Source organism: Pseudolysinimonas sp., from assembly GCF_044239695.1.
GTDB lineage: Bacteria > Actinomycetota > Actinomycetes > Actinomycetales > Microbacteriaceae > Pseudolysinimonas_A.
In genome coordinates this window covers 1-18,189 of record NZ_JBIIAW010000064.1, presented here as the reverse complement: position 1 = coordinate 18,189, position 18,189 = coordinate 1, and the positions used below count along the sequence as shown (strand labels likewise).

Sequence of the window (18,189 nt, the reverse complement as noted above, 5' to 3'; positions counted from 1 at the left end):
CACGGCATCCCTCTCTCTCGTCGATCTCGCCGGCTCGACAGAGGCCGCCCTCGCCGACCCGGCCGGCTGGCTGCGCCGGGCGGGCGCGGAAGCGGCGGCTCAGCTCGAGGCGTGACTCTCCAGGAACTCGTAGAGTTCGCGGTCGTCGACGCCGGGGAAGGTGCCCGACGGGAGCGGCGAGAAGATGTGCGCGTGGACTTTGGCGCTCGACCAGGCCTTGCCCGACCAGTGCTCGGCGAGATCCGCAGGCGGCCGGCGGCAGCAGCTCGCGTCGGGGCAGCGTGACTGCTCGCGCCGCTGCGTCTCACGCCCGCGGAACCACTTGGCGTCGTCGAACGGCACGCCGAGGGTGATCGAGAACTCGTCGTTCGCGGCGCTCGTGCCGATCTGCGTCGCCTCGAAGAACGTGCCGCTCGGGGTGTCGGTGTACTGGTAGAACTCGGTCGTGCGGTTGGTGCGGTCGAAGGCGCGCCGCGCGCTCCAGAACCGGCAGACGATCTCGCCCTCGACCGACCCGGTGACATCCATCGGCAACGGGAGTCCGTCGTTCTCGTACGCCTTCGAGATCGCGCCATCGCCGCCGACGCGCAGGAAGTGCACCCGCATGTCGAGGTGCCGCGTGGCGAGGTTCGTGAACCGCAGGGCCGCGCTCTCGTGGGTGACGCCGAACGCGTCGCGGAAGTCCTCGACGGCGATGTCGCGGTCGGCCTTCGCCTGCTGGAGGAACTGCACCGCTTGCGTGCGCGGCATGAGCGCGGCCGCCGCGAAGTAGTTGATCTCGAGCCGCTGCTGCAGGAACTCCGCGTAGTCGCCGGGGGCCTGGTGCCCGAGCAGTCGGTGCGCGATCGCCTGCAGCGCCATGGACCGCAGCCCGTGCCCGCCCGGGATGGAGGCCGGCGGCAGGTAGATGCGGCCGTTCTCGAGATCCGTCACCGAGCGGGCCGAGTGCGGGAGGTCGGCGACGTAGACCAGTTCGAAGCCGAGGCGTTGCGCCAAAAGGGTCACCGAGCGATGGGTGAGCGCGCCGCTCACGTGGCCGACATCACGGAGCGCATCCTCGACGAGGTCGTCGATCTCGCTCATGTGGTTGTCGAGGGCGCGCATCCGGGCCCGCAGCTCGGTGTTCGCGCGTCGCGCCTCCTCGGGGGTGGCGATGGCCTCGCGCGAGCGGCGCGCGAGCTCCCGGTGCAATCCGACGAGCGCCCGGAGGGTCTCGTCGGGCATCCCCTTGCCGGCGCGGACGACGGGGAGGCCCAGTTGGGCGTAGACGGGCGACGACTGGGCGCGCTCGAGCTCGATCTCCAGCCCGGCGCGTTCGGTCGGCGCGGACTCGTCGAGCAGGGCGGTCATCGGGATGCCGAGCCGCGCCGCGATCGCGCCGAGCAGGGACAGCCGCGGCTCGCGCCGACCGTTCTCCATCAGCGAGAGCTGGCTCCCCGCGACGCCCACGTCGGCTCCGAGTTGCTCGAGGGTGAGTCCGGCTTCGGTGCGGTAGTGGCGCATCCGCTGCCCCAAGGTCGCCAAGTCCTTCATGATTTGAAGCATACGGAAAGAATGGTGATTCTTTCATGGCATTCTCGCCTCAGCCGCGATATCCGGAGCGCACAGTGGTCATAGACGGCAGTTCTTACCAGCCGTCGCCGATCCGCAAAGGAGCCATCGTGACGTTGACCGCCGGTCCCCGTCCCGCCGACGCCGTCGGCGACGAGACGCCCGTTCACACCCCGCTCTGGGCGGTCCCCCCGCTCGGCACCGACCCCCGCGTCATCTCCTGGGTCGAGAAGATGGCCCACCTGACCACCCCCGACACCGTCGTCTGGTGCGACGGCTCACGGCGCGAGGCCGACGAACTGATCCGTGGGATGGTCGAACGCGGAACGCTCATCCGGCTCAACGCCGACCACCGGCCGTACAGCTTCCTCGCCCGAAGCAACCCCGACGACGTCGCCCGCGTCGAGTCGCGCACCTTCATCTGCTCTGCCGAGGAGAGCGACGCGGGGCCCACCAACAACTGGGTGGATCCCGCCACGATGCGGGCGGAGCTCGACGGTGTCTTCGCGGGCTCGATGAGCGGTCGCACGATGTACGTCGTGCCCTTCTCGATGGGTCCGCTCGGCAGCCCGATGGCGCGCCTCGGCGTGCAGGTCACCGATTCCCCCTACGTCGTGGTCAGCATGGGGATCATGACGCGCATGGGCCATGCGGCCCTGGCGCAGATCGGGCCCGACACCGAATGGGTCCCGGCCGCGCACACCGTCGGCGCCCCGCTCTCCCCCGGTGAGCCCGACGTGGCCTGGCCGTGCAACGCCACGAAGTACATCTCGCACTTCCCGGAGACCCGCGAGATCTGGTCCTTCGGGTCGGGGTACGGCGGCAACGCCCTGCTCGGCAAGAAGTCGTTCTCGCTGCGCATCGCCTCGGCGATCGGCCGCGATGAGGGCTGGCTGGCCGAACACATGCTGCTGCTGAAGGTGACCAACCCGAAGGGCCGCGTCTTCCACGTCGCCGCCGCCTTCCCGAGCGCGTGCGGCAAGACCAACTTCGCGATGCTCAAGCCGACGATCCCCGGCTGGGTGGTCGAGACGATCGGCGACGACATCGCCTGGCTCTCCCCCGGACCCGACGGCAAGCTCCGGGCCATCAACCCGGAGGCGGGCTTCTTCGGCGTCGCCCCCGGCACCGGCGCGGCGACCAATGCGACCGCCGTCGACACCGTCTGGGGCAACACGATCTTCACGAATGTGGCCCTGCGCTCCGACGGCGACATCTGGTGGGAGGGTCTCACCGAGACCCCGCCCGACGACCTCGTCGACTGGACCGGACGGCACTGGTCGCCCGCCTCGGGGACGCCGGCGGCGCACCCGAACTCCCGTTTCACCGTGGCCGCATCCCAGTGCCCGTCCATCTCGGACGACTGGGAAGACCCGCGGGGCGTCGTCATCGACGCGATCATCTTCGGCGGACGCCGTGCCACCAACGTGCCACTGGTGGCGGAGGCACGCGGATGGGAACACGGTGTCTTTCTGGGCGCCACGATCTCGTCCGAGCGCACGGCGGCCGCCGAGGGCACTGTCGGGGAGCTGCGCCGCGACCCGTTCGCGATGCTCCCGTTCTGCGGCTACAACATGGCCGACCACTGGCAGCACTGGCTCGACGTCGGGGCCGGCCTGCGCAAGACGGGCGGCGTGCCGCGGATCTTCCAGGTGAATTGGTTCCGCAAGGGCGAGGACGGCCGCTGGCTGTGGCCCGGATTCGGCGAGAACGGCCGCGTGCTGGCGTGGATCCTCGAGCGCGTCGAAGGCACCGCGCCGGCCGTCGAGAGTCCGCTCGGTTGGCTTCCGGCGCCCGGCGCGATCGACCACGCCGCCGCAGGCGTGTCGGATGCCGACTGGGCCGAGCTGTTCGCGATCGATCCCGCCGCGCACCTGGCGGAGGCCGACGACGCCGCGGCGTTCTTCGACACCTTCGACGGGCGCGTACCCGCCGCCGTCACCACCCAGCTCGAGGAGCTGCGCGACCGGATGAAGGCCGCGCAGGGCTGACCCGCTCCCCCGACGAGAACGGCGCACCGACCTCGCTGGCGGTGCGTCGTTCTTCCTTTCGAGGCGACCCCGGCATCCTCACCTTCGTCCACGGGCGACAATTGGCGCATCTGAGGCGTTCACCCCAACCATTCGGCGCACATGAACGTCTCGGTAGGTAGAGGGAGGTGTGCAGATGGCCGAGAGAGCCGCGTGGGAAGGCGTCGTAACCGAGCTGGTCGCCCAGCGCGGCGACGCGTTGCTGCGCTACGCGACCCTGCTCTGCGGCAGCCGGGACGATGCCGCCGATCTCGTGCAGGACGCACTCGTGCGCACCTTCGGTCGCCTGCGGAACGGGTTCGGCGTCGCGAGCGCGGAGGCCTACGTGCGCCGCGCGATCCTCAACGCCCACCTGGACGGGGGACGACGAAGCACCCGGTGGCGTCGCATCGCACCCCTCGAGTACCGACCCGACGAGCAGCCCTCCCCCGTGCTGGCCTCCGAGGAACGCCTCGACCTGCACGAAGAGCTCCGCAAACTCACGCCCCGAGAACGAGCGTGTCTCGTGCTGCGCTACTACGACGACCTCAAGGTCGACGACATCGCCGAGTCGCTCGGCATCAGCTCCGGAGCCGTCAAGCGCTACCTGAGCGACGGGCTCGCCAAGATGGCGATCTCGCTCGCCGACGACGGAACCGTCGAAGACCGGCTGACCCCTCGCCCGATCCCGAAGGAGGCCACCCGTGGCCACCGAATCTGACCTGCGCGATCTGCTGCGCGACCCCGATCCGGAAGGACGTGCCGCCATCGATCTGGATGCCGTGCTCACCCGGGCTCGACGGCGCCGGCGCCCGAAGGTGATCGCCGCGCAGGCGCTCGGGTCCGTGGCGGTGATCGGCGCGTTGTTCACCGCCGTCGTCGCCGTCCAGCCGACCCAGCAGGCGGCGCTGATGACCGCCGAGGATGCCGCAGGCGGCAGCGCCGCCGACAGCGCGCCCTTCGTCGATCAGGACGCTCTGAAGTCGGGTGCGCCCGAATGCGGGGCTCCCGTCGCCGTGGCCGCGCCCTCGCCCGACCTCGCACTCGAGATCTCCCTGCCGACGGTCTTCGAGCCCGAGACACGGATCCCCCTGACGGTGACCCTGAGGAACGAGGGAACGGCCCCGATCCAGGGATCGACGGCGTCCGCGCCGACGATGACGTTCACCCGCGACCGAATCGTGATCTGGCACTCGTTCGCCGTGCAGGACCTCTCGGCCCGGATCGTCGACCTGGCCCCGGGCGAGTCGGTGACCTACGAGACCTACTTCGACCGGGTCGTCTGCGGTTCCGAGGACGACCTCGTGATGGACGATCCCGCGAACCCGCTGCCGACGGCCGACCCCGGGCAGTACGAGCTCTTCGCGACCCTGTCGATCTCGACGGACGACGGTCCGGTGATCCTGGCGTCGGCATCACCCCTGCCGATCGAGATCGTCGGGTGATCGCCCAGCTTCGGTGACCCCTCCCGTCGCTAGGATTCGGGAACAGCCGCACCCGGGAGGAACTCCAGACATGCGCATCCGAGCCGTCGTCGGTTCCCTGCTCGGGGGCGTCGCACTGGCGTTCCTGATGGCGTCCCCCGTGGTCGCCGACGAGCCCGTCGATCTGGGGGCGTCCCCCGTGCTCGATGCCGCCGGGGTGCTCGACGACGCGACCGTCGAAGCCGCGATCGACGACACCTTCGCGCGCACGGGCGTGTCGCTCTTCGTCGTCGTGGTCGAGACCTTCGAGTCGCCGACGAACGCCGACGACTGGGCGACCCGGACCGCGGAGCGCAACGGCCTCGGGGTCGACGACGTGCTGCTGGCGATCGCCGTCGACGACCGCACCTACTCCCTCTCGACGCCGTGCTCACCCGGATCGAGGAGTCGCTGCGCGACGACGACTGGACCGGCGCTGCCGTCGGTGCCGCGCACGCGATCGCCGACCAGCTCGACCCGCCGTTCCCCGTCGTGCCGGTCGCGATCGGGGGCGGAATCGTCGCCCTCGGCGGTCTCGTCGCGGGCGGCATCGCGATCGGGCGGCGCCGCAGCGCGAAGGCGGCCGGACGCGCGTCGGCGAAGGAACTCGACACCCGCGCCGGGTCACTGCTCGTGCAGCTCGACGACGCGGTGAAAACGAGCGAGCAGGAGCTCGGTTTCGCGGTCGCGCAGTTCGGCGAGGAATCGACGACCCCCTTCCGCGCGGCGCTCGAGTCCGCGCGGACGCAGGTGAAGGAAGCGTTTCAGCTCCGCCACCGGCTCGACGACTCCCAGCCGGAGACGGCCGAGGAGCGTCGCACCCTGACGTTGCGCATCATCGAGCTGTGCGAAGCCGCCGACGACACGCTCGACGCGCAGGACGCGGCGTTCGACGCGCTCCGCGACCTCGAGAAGAACGCCCCGCAACTCGTGGAGACGGTCGGCGCCGAGCAGGCCGCGCTCGCCGCACGCATCGACGCCGCCGAGGCGACCGTCGCCGATCTGCGGACGCGATTCGGCGCGCCGGCCGTCGAGGCCATCGACGAGAACCCGGCCCAGGCCCGCAAGCTCGCCGCGAACGCCGGGACGTCGCTCGCGACAGCCCGAGGTGCCCTCGCGGCCGGGGAAGCCGGCCAGGCGGCGGTCGCCGTGCGCACGGCACAGCAGGCGGTCGGGCAGGTGACGCAACTCCTCGCCGCGATCGACACCGCAGCGACCGAGTTGCCGGCCCTGGACGCCCGCCTCGATGCTGCGGTCGCCGACACGCGCTCCGATGTCGCGGAGGCACGCGCCGCCGACGGCACCGGGCTGGATGCCGTGATCGCCGACGCGGAGCGCACCCTCGCCGCCGCACAGAGCCAGGATCCCGCCACCGCCCTCGCTGCCGTGGAACAGGTGAACGCAGCCCTCAACCGGGACCTCGCCGCGGTGCGCGACCGGCAGGCACAGGTCGCGCGGGCGGCCGCCCAGCTCGACCGCGTGACCGCGGAGGCGCAGGGCTCGGTCGCCTCCGCTCGCGAGTACCTCACGACCCGGCGCGGGGCCGTCGGCGCGAGCGCCCGCGCGCGGCTGGCCGAGGCGGAGAGCCGGCTCACGCAGGCTCTCGCGCTCGGCGCGACCGACCCGGTGGGCGCCCTCACCGCCGCCCACGACTCCGCGCGCCTCGCCGGGTCGGCGCTGTCCCTCGCGCGCTCGGAGGTCGCGTCGTTCGACACGCCGAGACGCGACCTGTCGTACGGCTCCGCCGGTGAGGACTGGGGCGGCGCGATCCTCGGCGGCATCCTCGAGGGGCTCTTCTCCGGCTCGGGTTCGTCGTCCTCCGGATGGAGCGGCGGCGGTCGCCGTTCCTCCGGGTCGGGTGGCTTCGGCAGCTTCGGCGGCTCGTCGCGCCGCAGCTCCGGGTCGAGCCGTCGATCTTCCTCGTCCGGCGGGCGCCGCTCGCGGGGCGGCCGCTTCTAGACTCCACTCAACCGAAGGTTACGAAAGGCACACCATGGCAAAGCAGTCCATCCTCGGCCGCATCTCGCAGCTCGTGCGCGCGAACATCAACGCGCTGCTCGACCAGGCCGAAGACCCCCAGCTGATGCTCGACCAGCTGGTGCGCGACTTCACCAACTCCATCGCCGAGGCCGAGAGCGCCGTCGCTCAGACGATCGGCAACCTGCGCCTCATGGAGCAGGACCACGCCGAAGACATCGAGTCGGCGGCCGACTGGGGTCGCAAGGCCCTCGCCGCCAGCGCCAAGGGCTCGGAGCTCCGCGCCGCGGGCAGCGTCGAGGACGCCGACAAGTTCGACAAGCTCGCCAAGATCGCGATCGGCAAGCAGATCTCCGCCGAGAACGAGGCGAAGTCGGTCGAGCCGTCGATCGCGTCGCAGACCCAAGTGGTCGCGCAGCTCAAGGATGGCCTCGAGAAGATGCGCGAGAAGCTCAACGACCTGACGAGCAAGCGCGACGAGCTGATCGCCCGGGCGAAGACCGCCGAGGCTCAGTCGCAGGTGCACGACGCCATCCAGAGCATCGACGTGCTCGACCCGACGAGCGAACTCGGCCGGTTCGAGGAGAAGATCCGCCGCGAAGAGGCGAAGGTGCTCGGCCAGCAGGAGCTCGCCGCGTCCAGCCTCGACGCCCAGTTCGAGTCGCTCGAGGATCTGGACAAGAAAGCCGAGGTCGAGGCGCGTCTCGCCGAGCTGAAGTCCGGCGGCTCGAGCGCCCTCACCGCCGGCAGCTGAGGATCGCCGAGTCCGTCGCTCGAGACGGGGAGGGTCCGCGGGCACCCGCGGCCCCTCCCCGTTCGTCGACGAGCCGTCTGTTCGGCGTCGACGCCGCGCGCGGGGTGGCGCTGCTCGGGATGTTCGCGGCCCACACGATCATGCTGCGCGGCGAGCAGCTCTACGACGGCCGGTCGTCGATCCTGTTCGCAACCGTCGCGGGCGTCTCGCTCGGCCTGATCACCGGGGCGTCGACGCCGCCGCCGGCGGGCGATCGGGCGCGGGGTCGACTGGTCGTGCTGGTCCGGGGGGCCGTGCTCGTGCTGCTCGGGCTCGCCCTGACCTCCCTCCTGCAGCCGCCGATCGCCGTCATCCTCGACTCCTACGGCTTCGCGTTCCTGCTGCTCATCGCGGTGCTGTTCGTCGCCCGCCCGGTGCTCGCGCTGTTGGCCGCGGTGTTCGCGATCGTCGGTCCGCTCGTCGTCGCGGCCGTGACCGGGGCGATCGAACTCGAGAACGTCGCGGGCCCGCTCCAGGTCTTCGCCGTGTGGCTGTTCTTCGGCAACTACCCGGTGGTGGTCTGGCTCGCCTTCCTTCTCATCGGACTGTTCCTCGCCCGCTCGGATCTGCGCGACCGCACCACGGCGGCCCTCGCCCTCGTGCTCGGCGCTCTCGCCGCGGTGCTCGGGTACGGGTCGACGCTCGTCGTTCCGGGCGTCGACGCGGGGGCGCACACCGGCACGACCGCAGAAGTCGTCGGCTCCGGGGGTCTGGCTGTGGCGGTGATCGGCGGGCTCTGCCTGCTCGACTCCGCGTCGGGCGTCGGCGAGCGGGTCGCGCGGGTGCTGCGCCTCGTGCTCGCCCCGGTCGCGGCCGCCGGCGCGATGGCCCTCACGCTGTACACGGCCCACGCCGTCGTGCTCGCGATCGTGCGCGCCGCCGCGGAGAACCCCGACCGCTGGGAGACCCCGGGATGGCTCTTCCCCGCACTCGCCATCGGTGCTCTCCTCGTCGCGACGCTCTGGCGCCGGTTCGTCGGCACCGGCCCGCTCGAGCTCGGGCTGCGTGCGCTGACGCGCCTCGTCGCGCGCGAGCCGGTGCGGCCTAGGCTGGCTCCGTGACCCTCCGGTTCGTGCTCGTCCCGCAGTGGCAGGGCTCCCCCTCCCCGCGCGCGATGCGCCTCGCCGAGGGCGTCGCGGCGCTCCGGTCCGATCTGCCGGCCTCCGCCACGACGGAGGTCGCCGTGCCGCTCGAGGCGGGCGACGAGCAGGGCTCCGGCATCTCCCGCTACACCTCGGTGCAACTGGTGCGCGAGCGCACGTCGGTCGTCCTCCAGGACGTCGAGGGTCCGTTCGTCGTCGTCGGAGGCGACTGCGGGGTCTCGTCGGCGGGGATCGCGGTCGCCGCGAACCGGCATCCGTCGACGGCCGTCGTCTGGTTCGACGCCCACCCCGACCTCAATACCCCCGCCTCCTCTCCGTCGGGGGCGTTCGCCGGGATGGTGCTGCGCGCCGCGATCGACGACGGCGACATCGACGCCGCGCGGGTCGTGCTCGCCGGGCAACGGATCTGGGACGCCGCCGAGGAGGAGTTCGCCGCCGCGGCCGGCATCCGGGCCTTCGGCGTCGACGACCTCGCCGACCCCGCCGAACTGGTCGACGCGGTCGCCGCCACCGGCGCGGACGCGGTGTACGTGCACATCGATCTCGACGTGCTCGACCCGGCCGCTCTCGACGGCCTGCTCGACCCGGCGCCGTTCGGGATGACCACGGCGGCGCTCGTCGGAGCCGTCAAAGCTCTCCGCGCGCGCTTCCCGCTGGCCGGCGCGACCCTGGCATCCTACGCGCCCAACGGCACGGACACCGAGCAGGCGGCCGACGACGCGTCGACCATCCTGCGGATCATCGCCGCGCTCGACTGAGCCGAGGGTGGGACGCGGGCGGACTCAGTCGACCCGGATCGTGTAGCGCCCGGTCGACGTGTCGAACGCCGTGATCGTGACGACCGCGTCGACTTCGCCCTCCGGCGACGGGTAGCTGCAGTCGACGGTGACGCCGGCGGCGATCTCGACGTCGGTCCCGGTGCAAGTCACCTCGGGCACGAAGTCGAGGGTGCTGCTGAGCGCCTGGATGGCGAGCGCCTCGATGTCGCCGATCGGCACGCTCGCGCCCGGCTCGGCGGTCGGAACCGGGGCGTTGTTGGCGACGTCGGCGACCTGGATGTCGAAGAAGTAGTCGTCGCCGTCGACCTCGTTGAAGGTGATGACGACGTCGAACTCGAGCCCCGCGACGGGGTCCACGAGCAGGCAGGTGACCGAGCGTCCCTCTTCGACCGGGATCGGCTCCTCGCCGCAGTCGATGTCGGGGCGCACATCGGTCTGGTGCTCGAGGGCGGCCGCCGCCGAGTTCTCGATCTCCTCCGGAGAGACGGTCGGCGCGGTGTCGAGGCCGACGCTGAACGTGCAGCCGGCGAGCAGCGCCACCGCGGCAGTGGCGACGACGGAGACGGTCAGGAGACGGGAACGCACGAGGACCTCCAGCGGGACGTTGTCTGAACGCTATCGGATGCCGCACCCCCGACGCGTACGCTGAGAACGTGGCTGAACGGGTGACGATCGAACGCGACGGGCACCTGCTGCTCATGGGCCTGAACCGCCCGGAGAAGCGCAACGCCGCCGACTTCGCGATGCTCCAGGAGCTCTGCCTGGCCTACGGCGAACTGGACCGCGATCCCGAGCTGCGCGCGGGCGTCGTGTTCGCGCACGGCGACCACTTCACCGGGGGTCTCGATCTCGGCGACGTCGCTCCGCGGATCGGCCCGAACGGGCTCGATCTCGTGCCCGACGGCGGCCTCAACCCGTGGCAGGTCGAGGGCGAATTCCAGCGCAAGCCCGTCGTCGTCGCCGTGCAGGGGATGTGCCTGACGCTCGGCATCGAACTCGCGCTCGCGAGCGACGTCGTGGTCGCCGCCGACTCGACGGTGTTCGGGCAGATCGAGGTGCAGCGCGGCATCCTGCCGTTCGGCGGCGCGACGATCCGGTTCCCGCGCGCGGTCGGCTGGGGCAACGCGATGCGCTGGATGCTGACCGGCGACTCGTTCGACGCCGCGGAGGCCCACCGCATCGGCCTCGTGCAGGAGGTCGTGCCGCACGGCAGCCAGCTGGAGCGCGCCCGGGAGATCGCGGGCCGGATCGCCGCTCAAGCCCCCCTGGCGGTGCAGGCCACGCTCGCCAACGCGCGGGAGGCGATCCGCGACGGCGACGCCCGAGCCGAGCAGCGGTTGCAACCCGAGCTCGTGCGGCTCGCGGCGAGCGAGGACGCGGCCGAGGGGATGCGCGCGTTCGTCGCCCGCGACCAGCCCGAGTTCCGCGGACGATGACCCTGCCGATCCGGCCGGATCCCGCCCGGCTCACGCGGGCCGAGCGGGTGGTCGGCTCGGTCGTGCGCGTCGGCGCCCGGGTCCCGGGGCTCCGCCGGTTCCTGCTCTGGCCGGTGGTCGCTCGACCCGGCTACTGGTTCGCGACCGCGTGCGCGTGGCTCTGGGGCCGCCTCCTCTTCGGTCGCTACACGTCGGGGCCCGGCATCCACTACTTCTCGAAGTTGCCGACGTGGGCCTACGGGCGCGGCGGCACGACGATCGGGGCGATCTACCTGACGACCGACAATGTCGGCGCCGATGTCCTCGAGCACGAGGCGGTGCACCGGGCGCAGTGGAAGAAGTACGGACTGGTGTTCATCGCGCTCTACGTCGCGGCCGGCTCCCCGGCGCTGACCAACCGGTTCGAGGTCGAGGCCGGCCTGGAGAAGGGCGGCTACGTGCGTCCGCGGAAGCCCCGTCCGGGCGGGTTCCCGGGCCGGGGCCGTTAGGCGTTGGTGAGGGCGCGCGCCGCGCGGTCGCCCGAGACCCAGCCGTAGACGCGGTGCTCGCGCTCGAGGTCGACGGGTAGCATCTCGCCGAGCCAGGCGTCGACCGCGCCGCGGAGCGACTGCCCGAGGTCGCGGCGCAGCCAGGTCACGCAGACGCGGCCGGGCGCGAGGAGTTCGCGGATGTCCGCGGCGGAGCCCACCTCGACGAAGACCTGCCCGCGCGCGCGCGACGGGAGGGTCGCGAGCACAGTCTCGACGACCGGGATGTCCTCCGCGACGGCACCGAGCAGCACGAGATCGCCGGCAGCGGGCTGCCAGGAGATCGAGGCGGGGAGGAGATCGGAGAGGAACATCGCGACTCAGTATAGGCAGGCCTTACTGAGTACTGCCTAACCTACGAAGTCCAGGCCGGCGGGTGCCGCCGCTCCCAGTGCAGCCGGCGCTCCACTTGCGCGCCGATCGCGAGCAGCACGTCCTCCCGTCCGGGTCGGCCGATCAACTGGACGGCCATCGGCAGCCCGTCCGCGGTGACGTGCACCGGCAGCACGATCGCCGGCAGACCGCTCACGTTCACCATGCTCGTGAACGGCGTGTAGAGCACCTGCTGCGCGAAGTTGCGCTCCCCGTCGTCGGCGTCGTACCAGCCGATCGGGCGTGGGGTGAGGGCCATCGCGGGGGTGAGCACGGCATCCACTCGCGCCGCGCGCGCGATGAACCGCCGCTCGAAGCCGGCCAGCCAGGTCAGCGCCGCGCCGAGTTCGCGCGCGCTGATCGAGCGGCCCACCTCGACGAGCCAGCGGGTGAGCGGCTCGACGAGATCGAGTTGCTCCCCCTCGACCGGGATGTTGGCCGCGCCCGCCTGCCAGACCGTGCGGAACGCCGCCGCGTAGCCGGGCTCGGGGTCGAACGCGAGCTCCTCGATCCCGTGGCCCATGGCATCCAGGTGCGTCAGGGCGATCTGCAGGGCCTCCTCGGCCTCCGGCGCGATCTGGAGGTCGTAGGCGGTCGCCCACGGGCTGTCGCGGGAGACGCCGATCGAGAATCGGCCCTCGCCGCGCACCGCGAAGCCGAGGAACGGCCCCTCCCGCGCGTCCGGGGCGACCGTCGACCACAGCGGGCTCCCGTCGCCGGCGAGCGCGTCGAGCAGGAGGGCGGCGTCGCCGACGGTGCGGGCCAGCGGTCCGGCGGTCACCAGACCGGCGAGACTCGTGAAGCCGCCGAGCGCGGGCACCCGTCCGCGGGACGGTTTGAGCCCCACGAGCCCGGTCGCGGCGGCCGGGATGCGCACCGATCCGCCGCCGTCGGACCCGGGGGCGAACGGCAGGAGGCCCGCGGCGACGGCGACGGCCGCGCCCCCACTGGATCCTCCGGCACCGAGCGCGGTGTCGTACGGATTGCGCGCGATCGGCCCGGCAAGGGGCTCGGTGTAGCTGGGGAACCCGAACTCCGGCGCCGAGGTCTTGCCGAGACTCACGCCGCCGGAGGCGTCGAGCCAGCGGGCCAACTCGTCGGATTCCTCGGGCACGTTGTCGAGAAACGCCCGCGACCCGTACCGCGTCGGCACGCCGGCACGGGCGACGAGGTCCTTGTCGGCGAACGGCAGCCCCCAGATCGGCAGCGCCGGCGACAGCCGCACGACGTCGACGGCCCGGGTGCGTGCTCCCTCGCTCGTCACCGCGGCGAAGGCGCCGAGGCCCGGGTCCAGCCGGGCGATCCGCGCGAGGTAGTGCTCGGCGAGTTCGAGCGGCGAGATCTCGCGGCGACGCATCCGCTCCAGCTGCTCGAGGGCCGTGAGGTCGTGCAGTTCGGACACGTCCTCAGACTACGGAGCTTGACATCGCCCGCGCCGCCTGGTTGGTTAGTCACTCAAGTAACTAACCAACCAACGCCCCCAGCCGCGAAAGGAGGACGCCATGGATGAAGGCCGCCCGATCTTCCAGCAGATCGCCGAGCAGATCGAGAACGACATCATCTCCGGAGCCCTCCCTGAAGAGACCCAGGTTCCGTCGACCAACGAGTTCGCCGCCTTCCTGCGCATCAACCCGGCCACGGCCGGCAAGGGCGTCGGGGTGCTCGTGGACGCCGGCATCCTCTACAAGAAGCGAGGGATCGGCATGTTCGTCGCCCACGGCGCACGCGCCCGACTCGTGAGCGAGCGCCGCGAGCGCTTCCGCGACCAGTACCTCGCCCCGCTGCTCGCCGAAGCCCGCAAGCTCGGCATCGACGACGAGCAGTTGGTGCGCCTCATCCAGCAACGTCCCACCGAGAAGGAGTCCTGACTCTCATGACCACCGTCGTCGAGGTCCGTGACCTCACCAAGCACTTCGGCCCCGTCCACGCGGTCGAGTCCGTCACCTTCCGGCTGGAGGAGAACCGCATCTACGGGCTCCTCGGCCGCAACGGCGCCGGCAAGACCACCCTCATGTCACTGCTCACCGGGCAGGAGTTCGCCACCTCGGGCTCGATCCGCGTCTTCGGGCAGACCCCCGTCGAGAACGCGGCCGTGCTCGAGCGGGTGTGCTTCATCAAGGAGAGCCAGAAGTATCCCGACGACTTCAAGGTCAAGCACGTGCTGCGCACGGCGCCGTGGTTCTTCCCGCACTGGGACCAGGAGTTCGCCGACCGCCTCGTCACCGACTTCCGGCTGCCGCTCGAGGGCCGGATGAAGAAGATCTCGCGCGGGCAGTTCTCGGCCGTCGGCGTCGTCGTCGGACTCGCCTCGCGCGCGCCGCTGACCTTCTTCGACGAGCCCTACCTGGGGCTGGACGCCGTCGCCCGACAGCTCTTCTACGACCGCCTCCTCGAGGACTACGCGGAGCACCCGCGCACCGTCGTGCTCTCGACGCACCTCATCGACGAGGTGAGCGACCTCCTGGAGCACGTCCTCGTCATCGACGACGGGCGCCTGCTCGTCGACAGCCCGGCCGACGAGCTCCGCGGCTCCGCCAGCACGATCGTCGGCGGGCGTGACGCGGTCGAGAGGTTCGTCGGCGCCCGTGAGGTGCTGCACCGCGAAGGGATCGGCGGCCTGTCGTCGGTCACCATCGCCGGCCTCTCTGAGGCGGAGCGTCTCGCCGCCCGGGCCGCGGGCCTCGAGCTCGGCAAAGTCTCCCTTCAGCAGCTCGTGGTGCGTCTCACCACGGGCACCACCCACGACCTCGCGTCGGCCACCTCCGAGGAGAAGAGCGCATGAGCGCGATCACCGTCCCCGCCGCCATCGCGGCCCGCCCGCTGACGCAGCGCCTGCGGAACGTCGTGCGCCTCCACCTGGCGAACCCGTTCACGATCATCGTGACGCCGCTGCTGGTGCTGGGCATCATCTTCCTGGCGAACTGGGTCATCTGGTTCCTGGTGCGCTCCGCCTCGCCGACCGACCCGCAATCCGTCGCGGACGTTTCGCAGGGGTTCCAGTTCAGCGGTGCCTCGCTCTGGACCTTCGTCTACATGATGGTCGTCGCCATCCAGGCCATGAACCTGGCATTCCCGTTCGCGCTCGGCTTCGGATCGACGCGCCGCGACTTCTCGCTGGGCACCGCGGCGACCTTCGTCGGCCTGTCCGCGGCGTGGGCACTGATCTACACCGGACTCGCGATCGTCGAGAAGGCGACGAACGGCTGGGGCATGGGCGGCGCGATGTTCAACAGCTTCTACTTCGGACCCGACGACGCCTGGGGCACCCGACTGTTCACCACCTTCACGGGCTTCCTGTTCTTCTTCGCCATCGGCTCGGTGTTCGGAGCGATCTACGTGCGCTACCGCGCGCGCGGCCTCATCCTGTTCTTCCTGGCCCTCGCCGTCGTGCTGATCGGACTGGTTGCCCTCGCCACGCTCACGTCGAGCTGGGGCGCGTTCGGGGAGTTCTTCGTCGCGATCGGGTTCCTCGGCGGCTACGCGCTGAGCCTGCCGGTGAGCATCGTGGCAGGGGTGGCCGGGCACCTGATCCTGCGGCGGGCGACGCCTCGGTCGTGACGGTTCGCGGTGGTACTGTCCCTGACACGGGGAAAGGGGCGCCCATGAGGATCGGCTACGGAGTCGTGATCGCGGCGATCGGCATCGCTCTGCTCGCCGGCTGCACCCCCGAGGCTCCGGAGAACGACGGAGGCACCGGGCAGCCCGCGGCCGACCCGACGCCGACCGGCACCGCGGAGACCACCACTCCCGACGCCCCGGTGTTCGCGATGCCCGAGTTGTGCGCCGACATCCTCACCGCGTCGACGCAGAGCGCGTTCGACGCCGCCGGTCGCGACCTCCTCGGCGGGCCGGACGGGCGGTACGGCGAGGACTACTTCGAAGATCCCACGCCCGAGGAACGGGCGGGCGGTATCACCTGCGTCTGGGGCGACGAGGACGAGACAGCGACGACGGTGATCGTCTCGGTCGCGCCGATCACCGCCTCGAACCGCTCGGGCATCGTGAAGGCGCTGATCGACAACGGGCTCGTCGAATCGCAGGTCGAGGGCGGTCTCACCTACGCCCGCATCGGCGATGACGTGAGCGCACCGGCCGAACTCCACGTGATCCGCACGGAGAGCTGGATCTCGGTCGTCGAGGCGGTCGGCGGCGAGGAACGGTTCCAGCAGGCGACCGAGCTCGTCGACGAGGTGACCGCGCAGGTCTACGCCGAGCGGTAGGCCCGACGCGCTGGGCCCGACGCGGCCCGTCAGGCGGGGCGGCCCGTCAGGCGGGGCCGAGCTCCTCGAACACGGTGATCTGCATCCCGCCCGGAGCTTCCAGGCGCGCGTTGAGCGACCGCCACGGGGTCTCGACGGGATCCGCCACGACCTCGGCGCCACCGGCCGCGAGCCGCGCGGTGGCCGCCGCGGCATCCGGCACTTCGAAGGCGACCCGCACCGTCGGCGCGTACGGGTGCGCGACCGGCCGCCCCACCTCGACGGCGTCGATGTAGGCGATCTGCGCGGAGTTGGAGAGCTCGATCGTCGCCGTGGGCACCTCCAGGATCACGACGCGCGCTCCCCCGTCGCCGTCGTACGCCTCCAGCTCCCGCAGGCCGAGCACATCCCGATAGAAGGCGAGCGCCGCGTCGAGATCCTCGGTCTCGAGCACCAGGCGCAGCTGCGCGACCGGACCGTCGGTCACTTGAGGCTCTTCTGCAGCAGGTAGGTGCCGAGCCAGCGGTCGAACTTGAAGCCCACCTTGCCCATGTGCCCGATCTCGACGAACCCGAAGTTGCGGTGCATCGCGACGGACGGCTCGGCCCCCTTGTCGGCGATCACGGCGATGATCTCCTTGATGCCGGCGGCCTTCGAGCGCGTGAGCAGCTCAGCCATCAGCGCCTTGCCGACGCCCTTGCCGGTCGACGCGGGACCGAGGTAGATCGAGTTCTCGACGGTGAACCGGTACGCCGCCTTCGGCTTCCACGGGGTGACGTACGCGTAGCCGAGGAGCACGCCGCGCGGGCTGACGGCGACGATCCACGGATAGCCGAGATCGGCGACGAGCGCGAACCGCTTGCGCATCTCCTTCAGCGTGAGCGGTTCCTCGTCGAAGGTGACGGTCGAGTTGGCGACGTAGTGGTTGTAGATCTCGAGCATGTACGGGATGTCGCGGGCCGTGGCATCCCGCAGTTCGAAGGCGAACTCGGGATCGACCGGCGGCGCCGGCTTGAGGTGGGGCGGCAGCTTGCGGCGCGGGTTGTACTCCTCCTCCAGCATGAGGCGAGCTTAGGCGCGCAGCCGCCAGTCGATCGGGTCGGCTCCCGCGGCGGTGAGCAACGCGTTGGCCCGGCTGAACGGCTTCGACCCGAAGAACCCGCTGGATGCCGACAGCGGGGAGGGATGCGCCGAGGCGATGATCTCGGTCCCGCCGAGCATGGGACGCAGGGTGCCGGCATCCCGACCCCAGAGGATCGCGACGAGCGGGGTCCCGCGGGCGACGAGGGCCTCGATCGCGGCCTGGGTCACCTCCTCCCACCCTTTGCCGCGATGGGATCCCGAGGCGCCGGCCTGCACCGTCAGCACCCGGTTGAGCAGCAGCACGCCCTGGTCGGCCCACGCGGTCAGGTCGCCGTGGGCGACCGGCGGGATGCCGAGATCGGCCTCGAGTTCCTGGTAGATGTTCTGCAGGCTGCGCGGCACCGGGCGCACGTGCCGCTCGACGGCGAACGACAGTCCGATCGGATGACCCGGCGTCGGGTAAGGATCCTGGCCGACGATGAGCACCCGCACGCGGTCGAACGGCGCGGTGAACGCCCGGAGCACGTTCGGCCCCTCGGGGAGGTAGCGGCGCCCGGCGGCGAGCTCGGCTCGCAGGAACTCCCCCATCGCGGCGACCCGACCGGCGACCGGTTCGAGGGCGACGGCCCAGCCCGGGTCGACCAGATCGGCGAGCGGCTTCGGCTGACTCACACGCCCTCGGGATAGGGAACGGGCCCCTCGCTCGACCAGGGGAACATGATCCACTTGTCGGTGTGCCGCCAGGTATAGGTCGGCTGCTGCACGGTCCAGGGCTTCGTGTAGATGCAGACGGTGCGCACCTCGCCGCCGCCCGCCTGGAGCAACTGGAGCACGAGTTTGAGCGTACGACCCGAGTCGGCGACGTCGTCGACGAGCAGGACGCTCTTGCCCTGCAGC

Annotated in this window: 21 protein-coding genes; 13 read left to right on the top strand and 8 right to left on the bottom strand. The window is 71.3% G+C overall.

The annotated features are described in order from the left end of the window. Positions 1-99: 99 nt before the first annotated feature. Positions 100-1,533, bottom strand: coding sequence for a helix-turn-helix domain-containing protein (locus ACILQS_RS10665; RefSeq protein WP_395640105.1), 1,434 nt, complete (start codon positions 1,531-1,533; stop codon positions 100-102). A 128-nt stretch (positions 1,534-1,661) separates the two neighbouring features. On the opposite strand from ACILQS_RS10665, the gene ACILQS_RS10660 reads away from it, so the two are divergent. From ACILQS_RS10660 to ACILQS_RS10630, 7 genes are all read left to right on the top strand, one after another. Next, on the top strand, positions 1,662-3,542 hold the full coding sequence (locus tag ACILQS_RS10660; protein ID WP_395640104.1) for a phosphoenolpyruvate carboxykinase (GTP): 1,881 nt from the start codon (positions 1,662-1,664) through the stop codon (positions 3,540-3,542). 175 nt (positions 3,543-3,717) lie between these two features. Beyond that, positions 3,718-4,281, top strand: a complete 564-nt coding sequence (locus ACILQS_RS10655) for a SigE family RNA polymerase sigma factor (protein ID WP_395640103.1) — start codon at positions 3,718-3,720, stop codon at positions 4,279-4,281. Next, a complete protein-coding gene (locus ACILQS_RS10650) occupies positions 4,265-5,005 on the top strand; it encodes a hypothetical protein (RefSeq protein ID WP_395640102.1) in 741 nt (246 codons plus the stop codon). The genes ACILQS_RS10655 and ACILQS_RS10650 overlap by 17 nt, the downstream gene beginning before the upstream one ends. A 70-nt stretch (positions 5,006-5,075) precedes the next feature. Then, entirely contained in the window at positions 5,076-5,678 is a 603-nt protein-coding gene (locus tag ACILQS_RS10645; RefSeq protein ID WP_395640101.1) for a TPM domain-containing protein, read from the top strand. Between the two features lie 1,338 nt (positions 5,679-7,016). Next, on the top strand, positions 7,017-7,754 hold the full coding sequence (locus tag ACILQS_RS10640; RefSeq protein ID WP_395640100.1) for a PspA/IM30 family protein: 738 nt from the start codon (positions 7,017-7,019) through the stop codon (positions 7,752-7,754). Between the two features lie 104 nt (positions 7,755-7,858). Next, positions 7,859-8,854, top strand: coding sequence for a DUF418 domain-containing protein (locus tag ACILQS_RS10635; protein WP_395640099.1), 996 nt, complete (start codon positions 7,859-7,861; stop codon positions 8,852-8,854). Beyond that, positions 8,851-9,654 (top strand): arginase family protein, encoded by an 804-nt coding sequence (locus ACILQS_RS10630; protein ID WP_395640098.1) that lies wholly within the window; start codon positions 8,851-8,853, stop codon positions 9,652-9,654. Before ACILQS_RS10635 ends, ACILQS_RS10630 begins: the two co-directional genes overlap by 4 nt. Before the next feature lie 24 nt (positions 9,655-9,678). Here ACILQS_RS10630 and ACILQS_RS10625 read toward each other — a convergent pair whose 3' ends face one another. After that, positions 9,679-10,260 carry a hypothetical protein gene (locus tag ACILQS_RS10625; RefSeq protein WP_395640097.1) on the bottom strand — a complete coding sequence of 194 codons (582 nt, stop codon included), beginning with the start codon at positions 10,258-10,260 and terminating at the stop codon, positions 9,679-9,681. Between the two features lie 113 nt (positions 10,261-10,373). Between ACILQS_RS10625 and ACILQS_RS10620 the strand changes: the two genes are divergently transcribed. Together ACILQS_RS10620 and ACILQS_RS10615 are read left to right on the top strand one after the other, a co-directional pair. Further along, the gene (locus ACILQS_RS10620) at positions 10,374-11,111 is read left to right on the top strand and encodes a crotonase/enoyl-CoA hydratase family protein (RefSeq protein ID WP_395640106.1); all 738 of its coding nucleotides are present in this window, start codon (positions 10,374-10,376) and stop codon (positions 11,109-11,111) included. Then, the gene (locus tag ACILQS_RS10615) at positions 11,108-11,599 is read left to right on the top strand and encodes a hypothetical protein (RefSeq protein WP_395640096.1); all 492 of its coding nucleotides are present in this window, start codon (positions 11,108-11,110) and stop codon (positions 11,597-11,599) included. Before ACILQS_RS10620 ends, ACILQS_RS10615 begins: the two co-directional genes overlap by 4 nt. On the opposite strand, the gene ACILQS_RS10610 is transcribed toward ACILQS_RS10615, so the two are convergent. Then, positions 11,596-11,952 (bottom strand): SIP domain-containing protein, encoded by a 357-nt coding sequence (locus tag ACILQS_RS10610; protein ID WP_395640095.1) that lies wholly within the window; start codon positions 11,950-11,952, stop codon positions 11,596-11,598. The two genes, ACILQS_RS10615 and ACILQS_RS10610, sit on opposite strands and share 4 nt — an antisense overlap. A 41-nt stretch (positions 11,953-11,993) precedes the next feature. Then, on the bottom strand, positions 11,994-13,412 hold the full coding sequence (locus ACILQS_RS10605; RefSeq protein WP_395640094.1) for an amidase: 1,419 nt from the start codon (positions 13,410-13,412) through the stop codon (positions 11,994-11,996). 100 nt (positions 13,413-13,512) lie between these two features. On the opposite strand from ACILQS_RS10605, the gene ACILQS_RS10600 reads away from it, so the two are divergent. Genes ACILQS_RS10600 through ACILQS_RS10585 form a run of 4 tightly spaced genes read left to right on the top strand, consistent with a single transcriptional unit; the run spans position 13,513 to position 16,230 of the window. Continuing rightward, complete coding sequence (locus tag ACILQS_RS10600) at positions 13,513-13,878, top strand: GntR family transcriptional regulator (RefSeq protein WP_395640093.1); 366 nt, start codon at positions 13,513-13,515, stop codon at positions 13,876-13,878. A gap of 5 nt (positions 13,879-13,883) precedes the next feature. After that, positions 13,884-14,792, top strand: coding sequence for an ABC transporter ATP-binding protein (locus tag ACILQS_RS10595; protein WP_395640092.1), 909 nt, complete (start codon positions 13,884-13,886; stop codon positions 14,790-14,792). Beyond that, positions 14,789-15,568, top strand: coding sequence for an ABC transporter permease (locus ACILQS_RS10590; RefSeq protein WP_395640091.1), 780 nt, complete (start codon positions 14,789-14,791; stop codon positions 15,566-15,568). Before ACILQS_RS10595 ends, ACILQS_RS10590 begins: the two co-directional genes overlap by 4 nt. Positions 15,569-15,612: 44 nt before the next feature. Further along, positions 15,613-16,230, top strand: a complete 618-nt coding sequence (locus ACILQS_RS10585; protein ID WP_395640090.1) for a hypothetical protein — start codon at positions 15,613-15,615, stop codon at positions 16,228-16,230. Between the two features lie 46 nt (positions 16,231-16,276). Here ACILQS_RS10585 and ACILQS_RS10580 read toward each other — a convergent pair whose 3' ends face one another. From ACILQS_RS10580 to ACILQS_RS10565, 4 genes are all read right to left on the bottom strand, one after another. Continuing rightward, a complete protein-coding gene (locus ACILQS_RS10580) occupies positions 16,277-16,696 on the bottom strand; it encodes a VOC family protein (RefSeq protein WP_395640089.1) in 420 nt (139 codons plus the stop codon). Then, the gene (locus tag ACILQS_RS10575; protein ID WP_395640088.1) at positions 16,693-17,271 is read right to left on the bottom strand and encodes a GNAT family N-acetyltransferase; all 579 of its coding nucleotides are present in this window, start codon (positions 17,269-17,271) and stop codon (positions 16,693-16,695) included. The genes ACILQS_RS10580 and ACILQS_RS10575 overlap by 4 nt, the downstream gene beginning before the upstream one ends. 9 nt (positions 17,272-17,280) lie before the next feature. After that, positions 17,281-17,964 (bottom strand): uracil-DNA glycosylase, encoded by a 684-nt coding sequence (locus ACILQS_RS10570; protein ID WP_395640087.1) that lies wholly within the window; start codon positions 17,962-17,964, stop codon positions 17,281-17,283. Next, a partial coding sequence (locus ACILQS_RS10565) for a phosphoribosyltransferase (protein WP_395640086.1) occupies positions 17,961-18,189 on the bottom strand: 229 nt, incomplete at its 5' end. The genes ACILQS_RS10570 and ACILQS_RS10565, both read right to left, overlap by 4 nt.

Coding starts and splice junctions, on each gene's coding strand:
- ACILQS_RS10665 (WP_395640105.1), bottom strand. CDS start 1,533: ATGAAGGACTTGGCGACCTTGGGGCAGCGGATGCGCCACTACCGCACC.
- ACILQS_RS10655 (WP_395640103.1), top strand. CDS start 3,718: ATGGCCGAGAGAGCCGCGTGGGAAGGCGTCGTAACCGAGCTGGTCGCC.
- ACILQS_RS10645 (WP_395640101.1), top strand. CDS start 5,076: ATGCGCATCCGAGCCGTCGTCGGTTCCCTGCTCGGGGGCGTCGCACTG.
- ACILQS_RS10640 (WP_395640100.1), top strand. CDS start 7,017: ATGGCAAAGCAGTCCATCCTCGGCCGCATCTCGCAGCTCGTGCGCGCG.
- ACILQS_RS10620 (WP_395640106.1), top strand. CDS start 10,374: ATGGGCCTGAACCGCCCGGAGAAGCGCAACGCCGCCGACTTCGCGATG.
- ACILQS_RS10615 (WP_395640096.1), top strand. CDS start 11,108: ATGACCCTGCCGATCCGGCCGGATCCCGCCCGGCTCACGCGGGCCGAG.
- ACILQS_RS10610 (WP_395640095.1), bottom strand. CDS start 11,952: ATGTTCCTCTCCGATCTCCTCCCCGCCTCGATCTCCTGGCAGCCCGCT.
- ACILQS_RS10600 (WP_395640093.1), top strand. CDS start 13,513: ATGGATGAAGGCCGCCCGATCTTCCAGCAGATCGCCGAGCAGATCGAG.
- ACILQS_RS10595 (WP_395640092.1), top strand. CDS start 13,884: ATGACCACCGTCGTCGAGGTCCGTGACCTCACCAAGCACTTCGGCCCC.
- ACILQS_RS10590 (WP_395640091.1), top strand. CDS start 14,789: ATGAGCGCGATCACCGTCCCCGCCGCCATCGCGGCCCGCCCGCTGACG.
- ACILQS_RS10585 (WP_395640090.1), top strand. CDS start 15,613: ATGAGGATCGGCTACGGAGTCGTGATCGCGGCGATCGGCATCGCTCTG.
- ACILQS_RS10575 (WP_395640088.1), bottom strand. CDS start 17,271: ATGCTGGAGGAGGAGTACAACCCGCGCCGCAAGCTGCCGCCCCACCTC.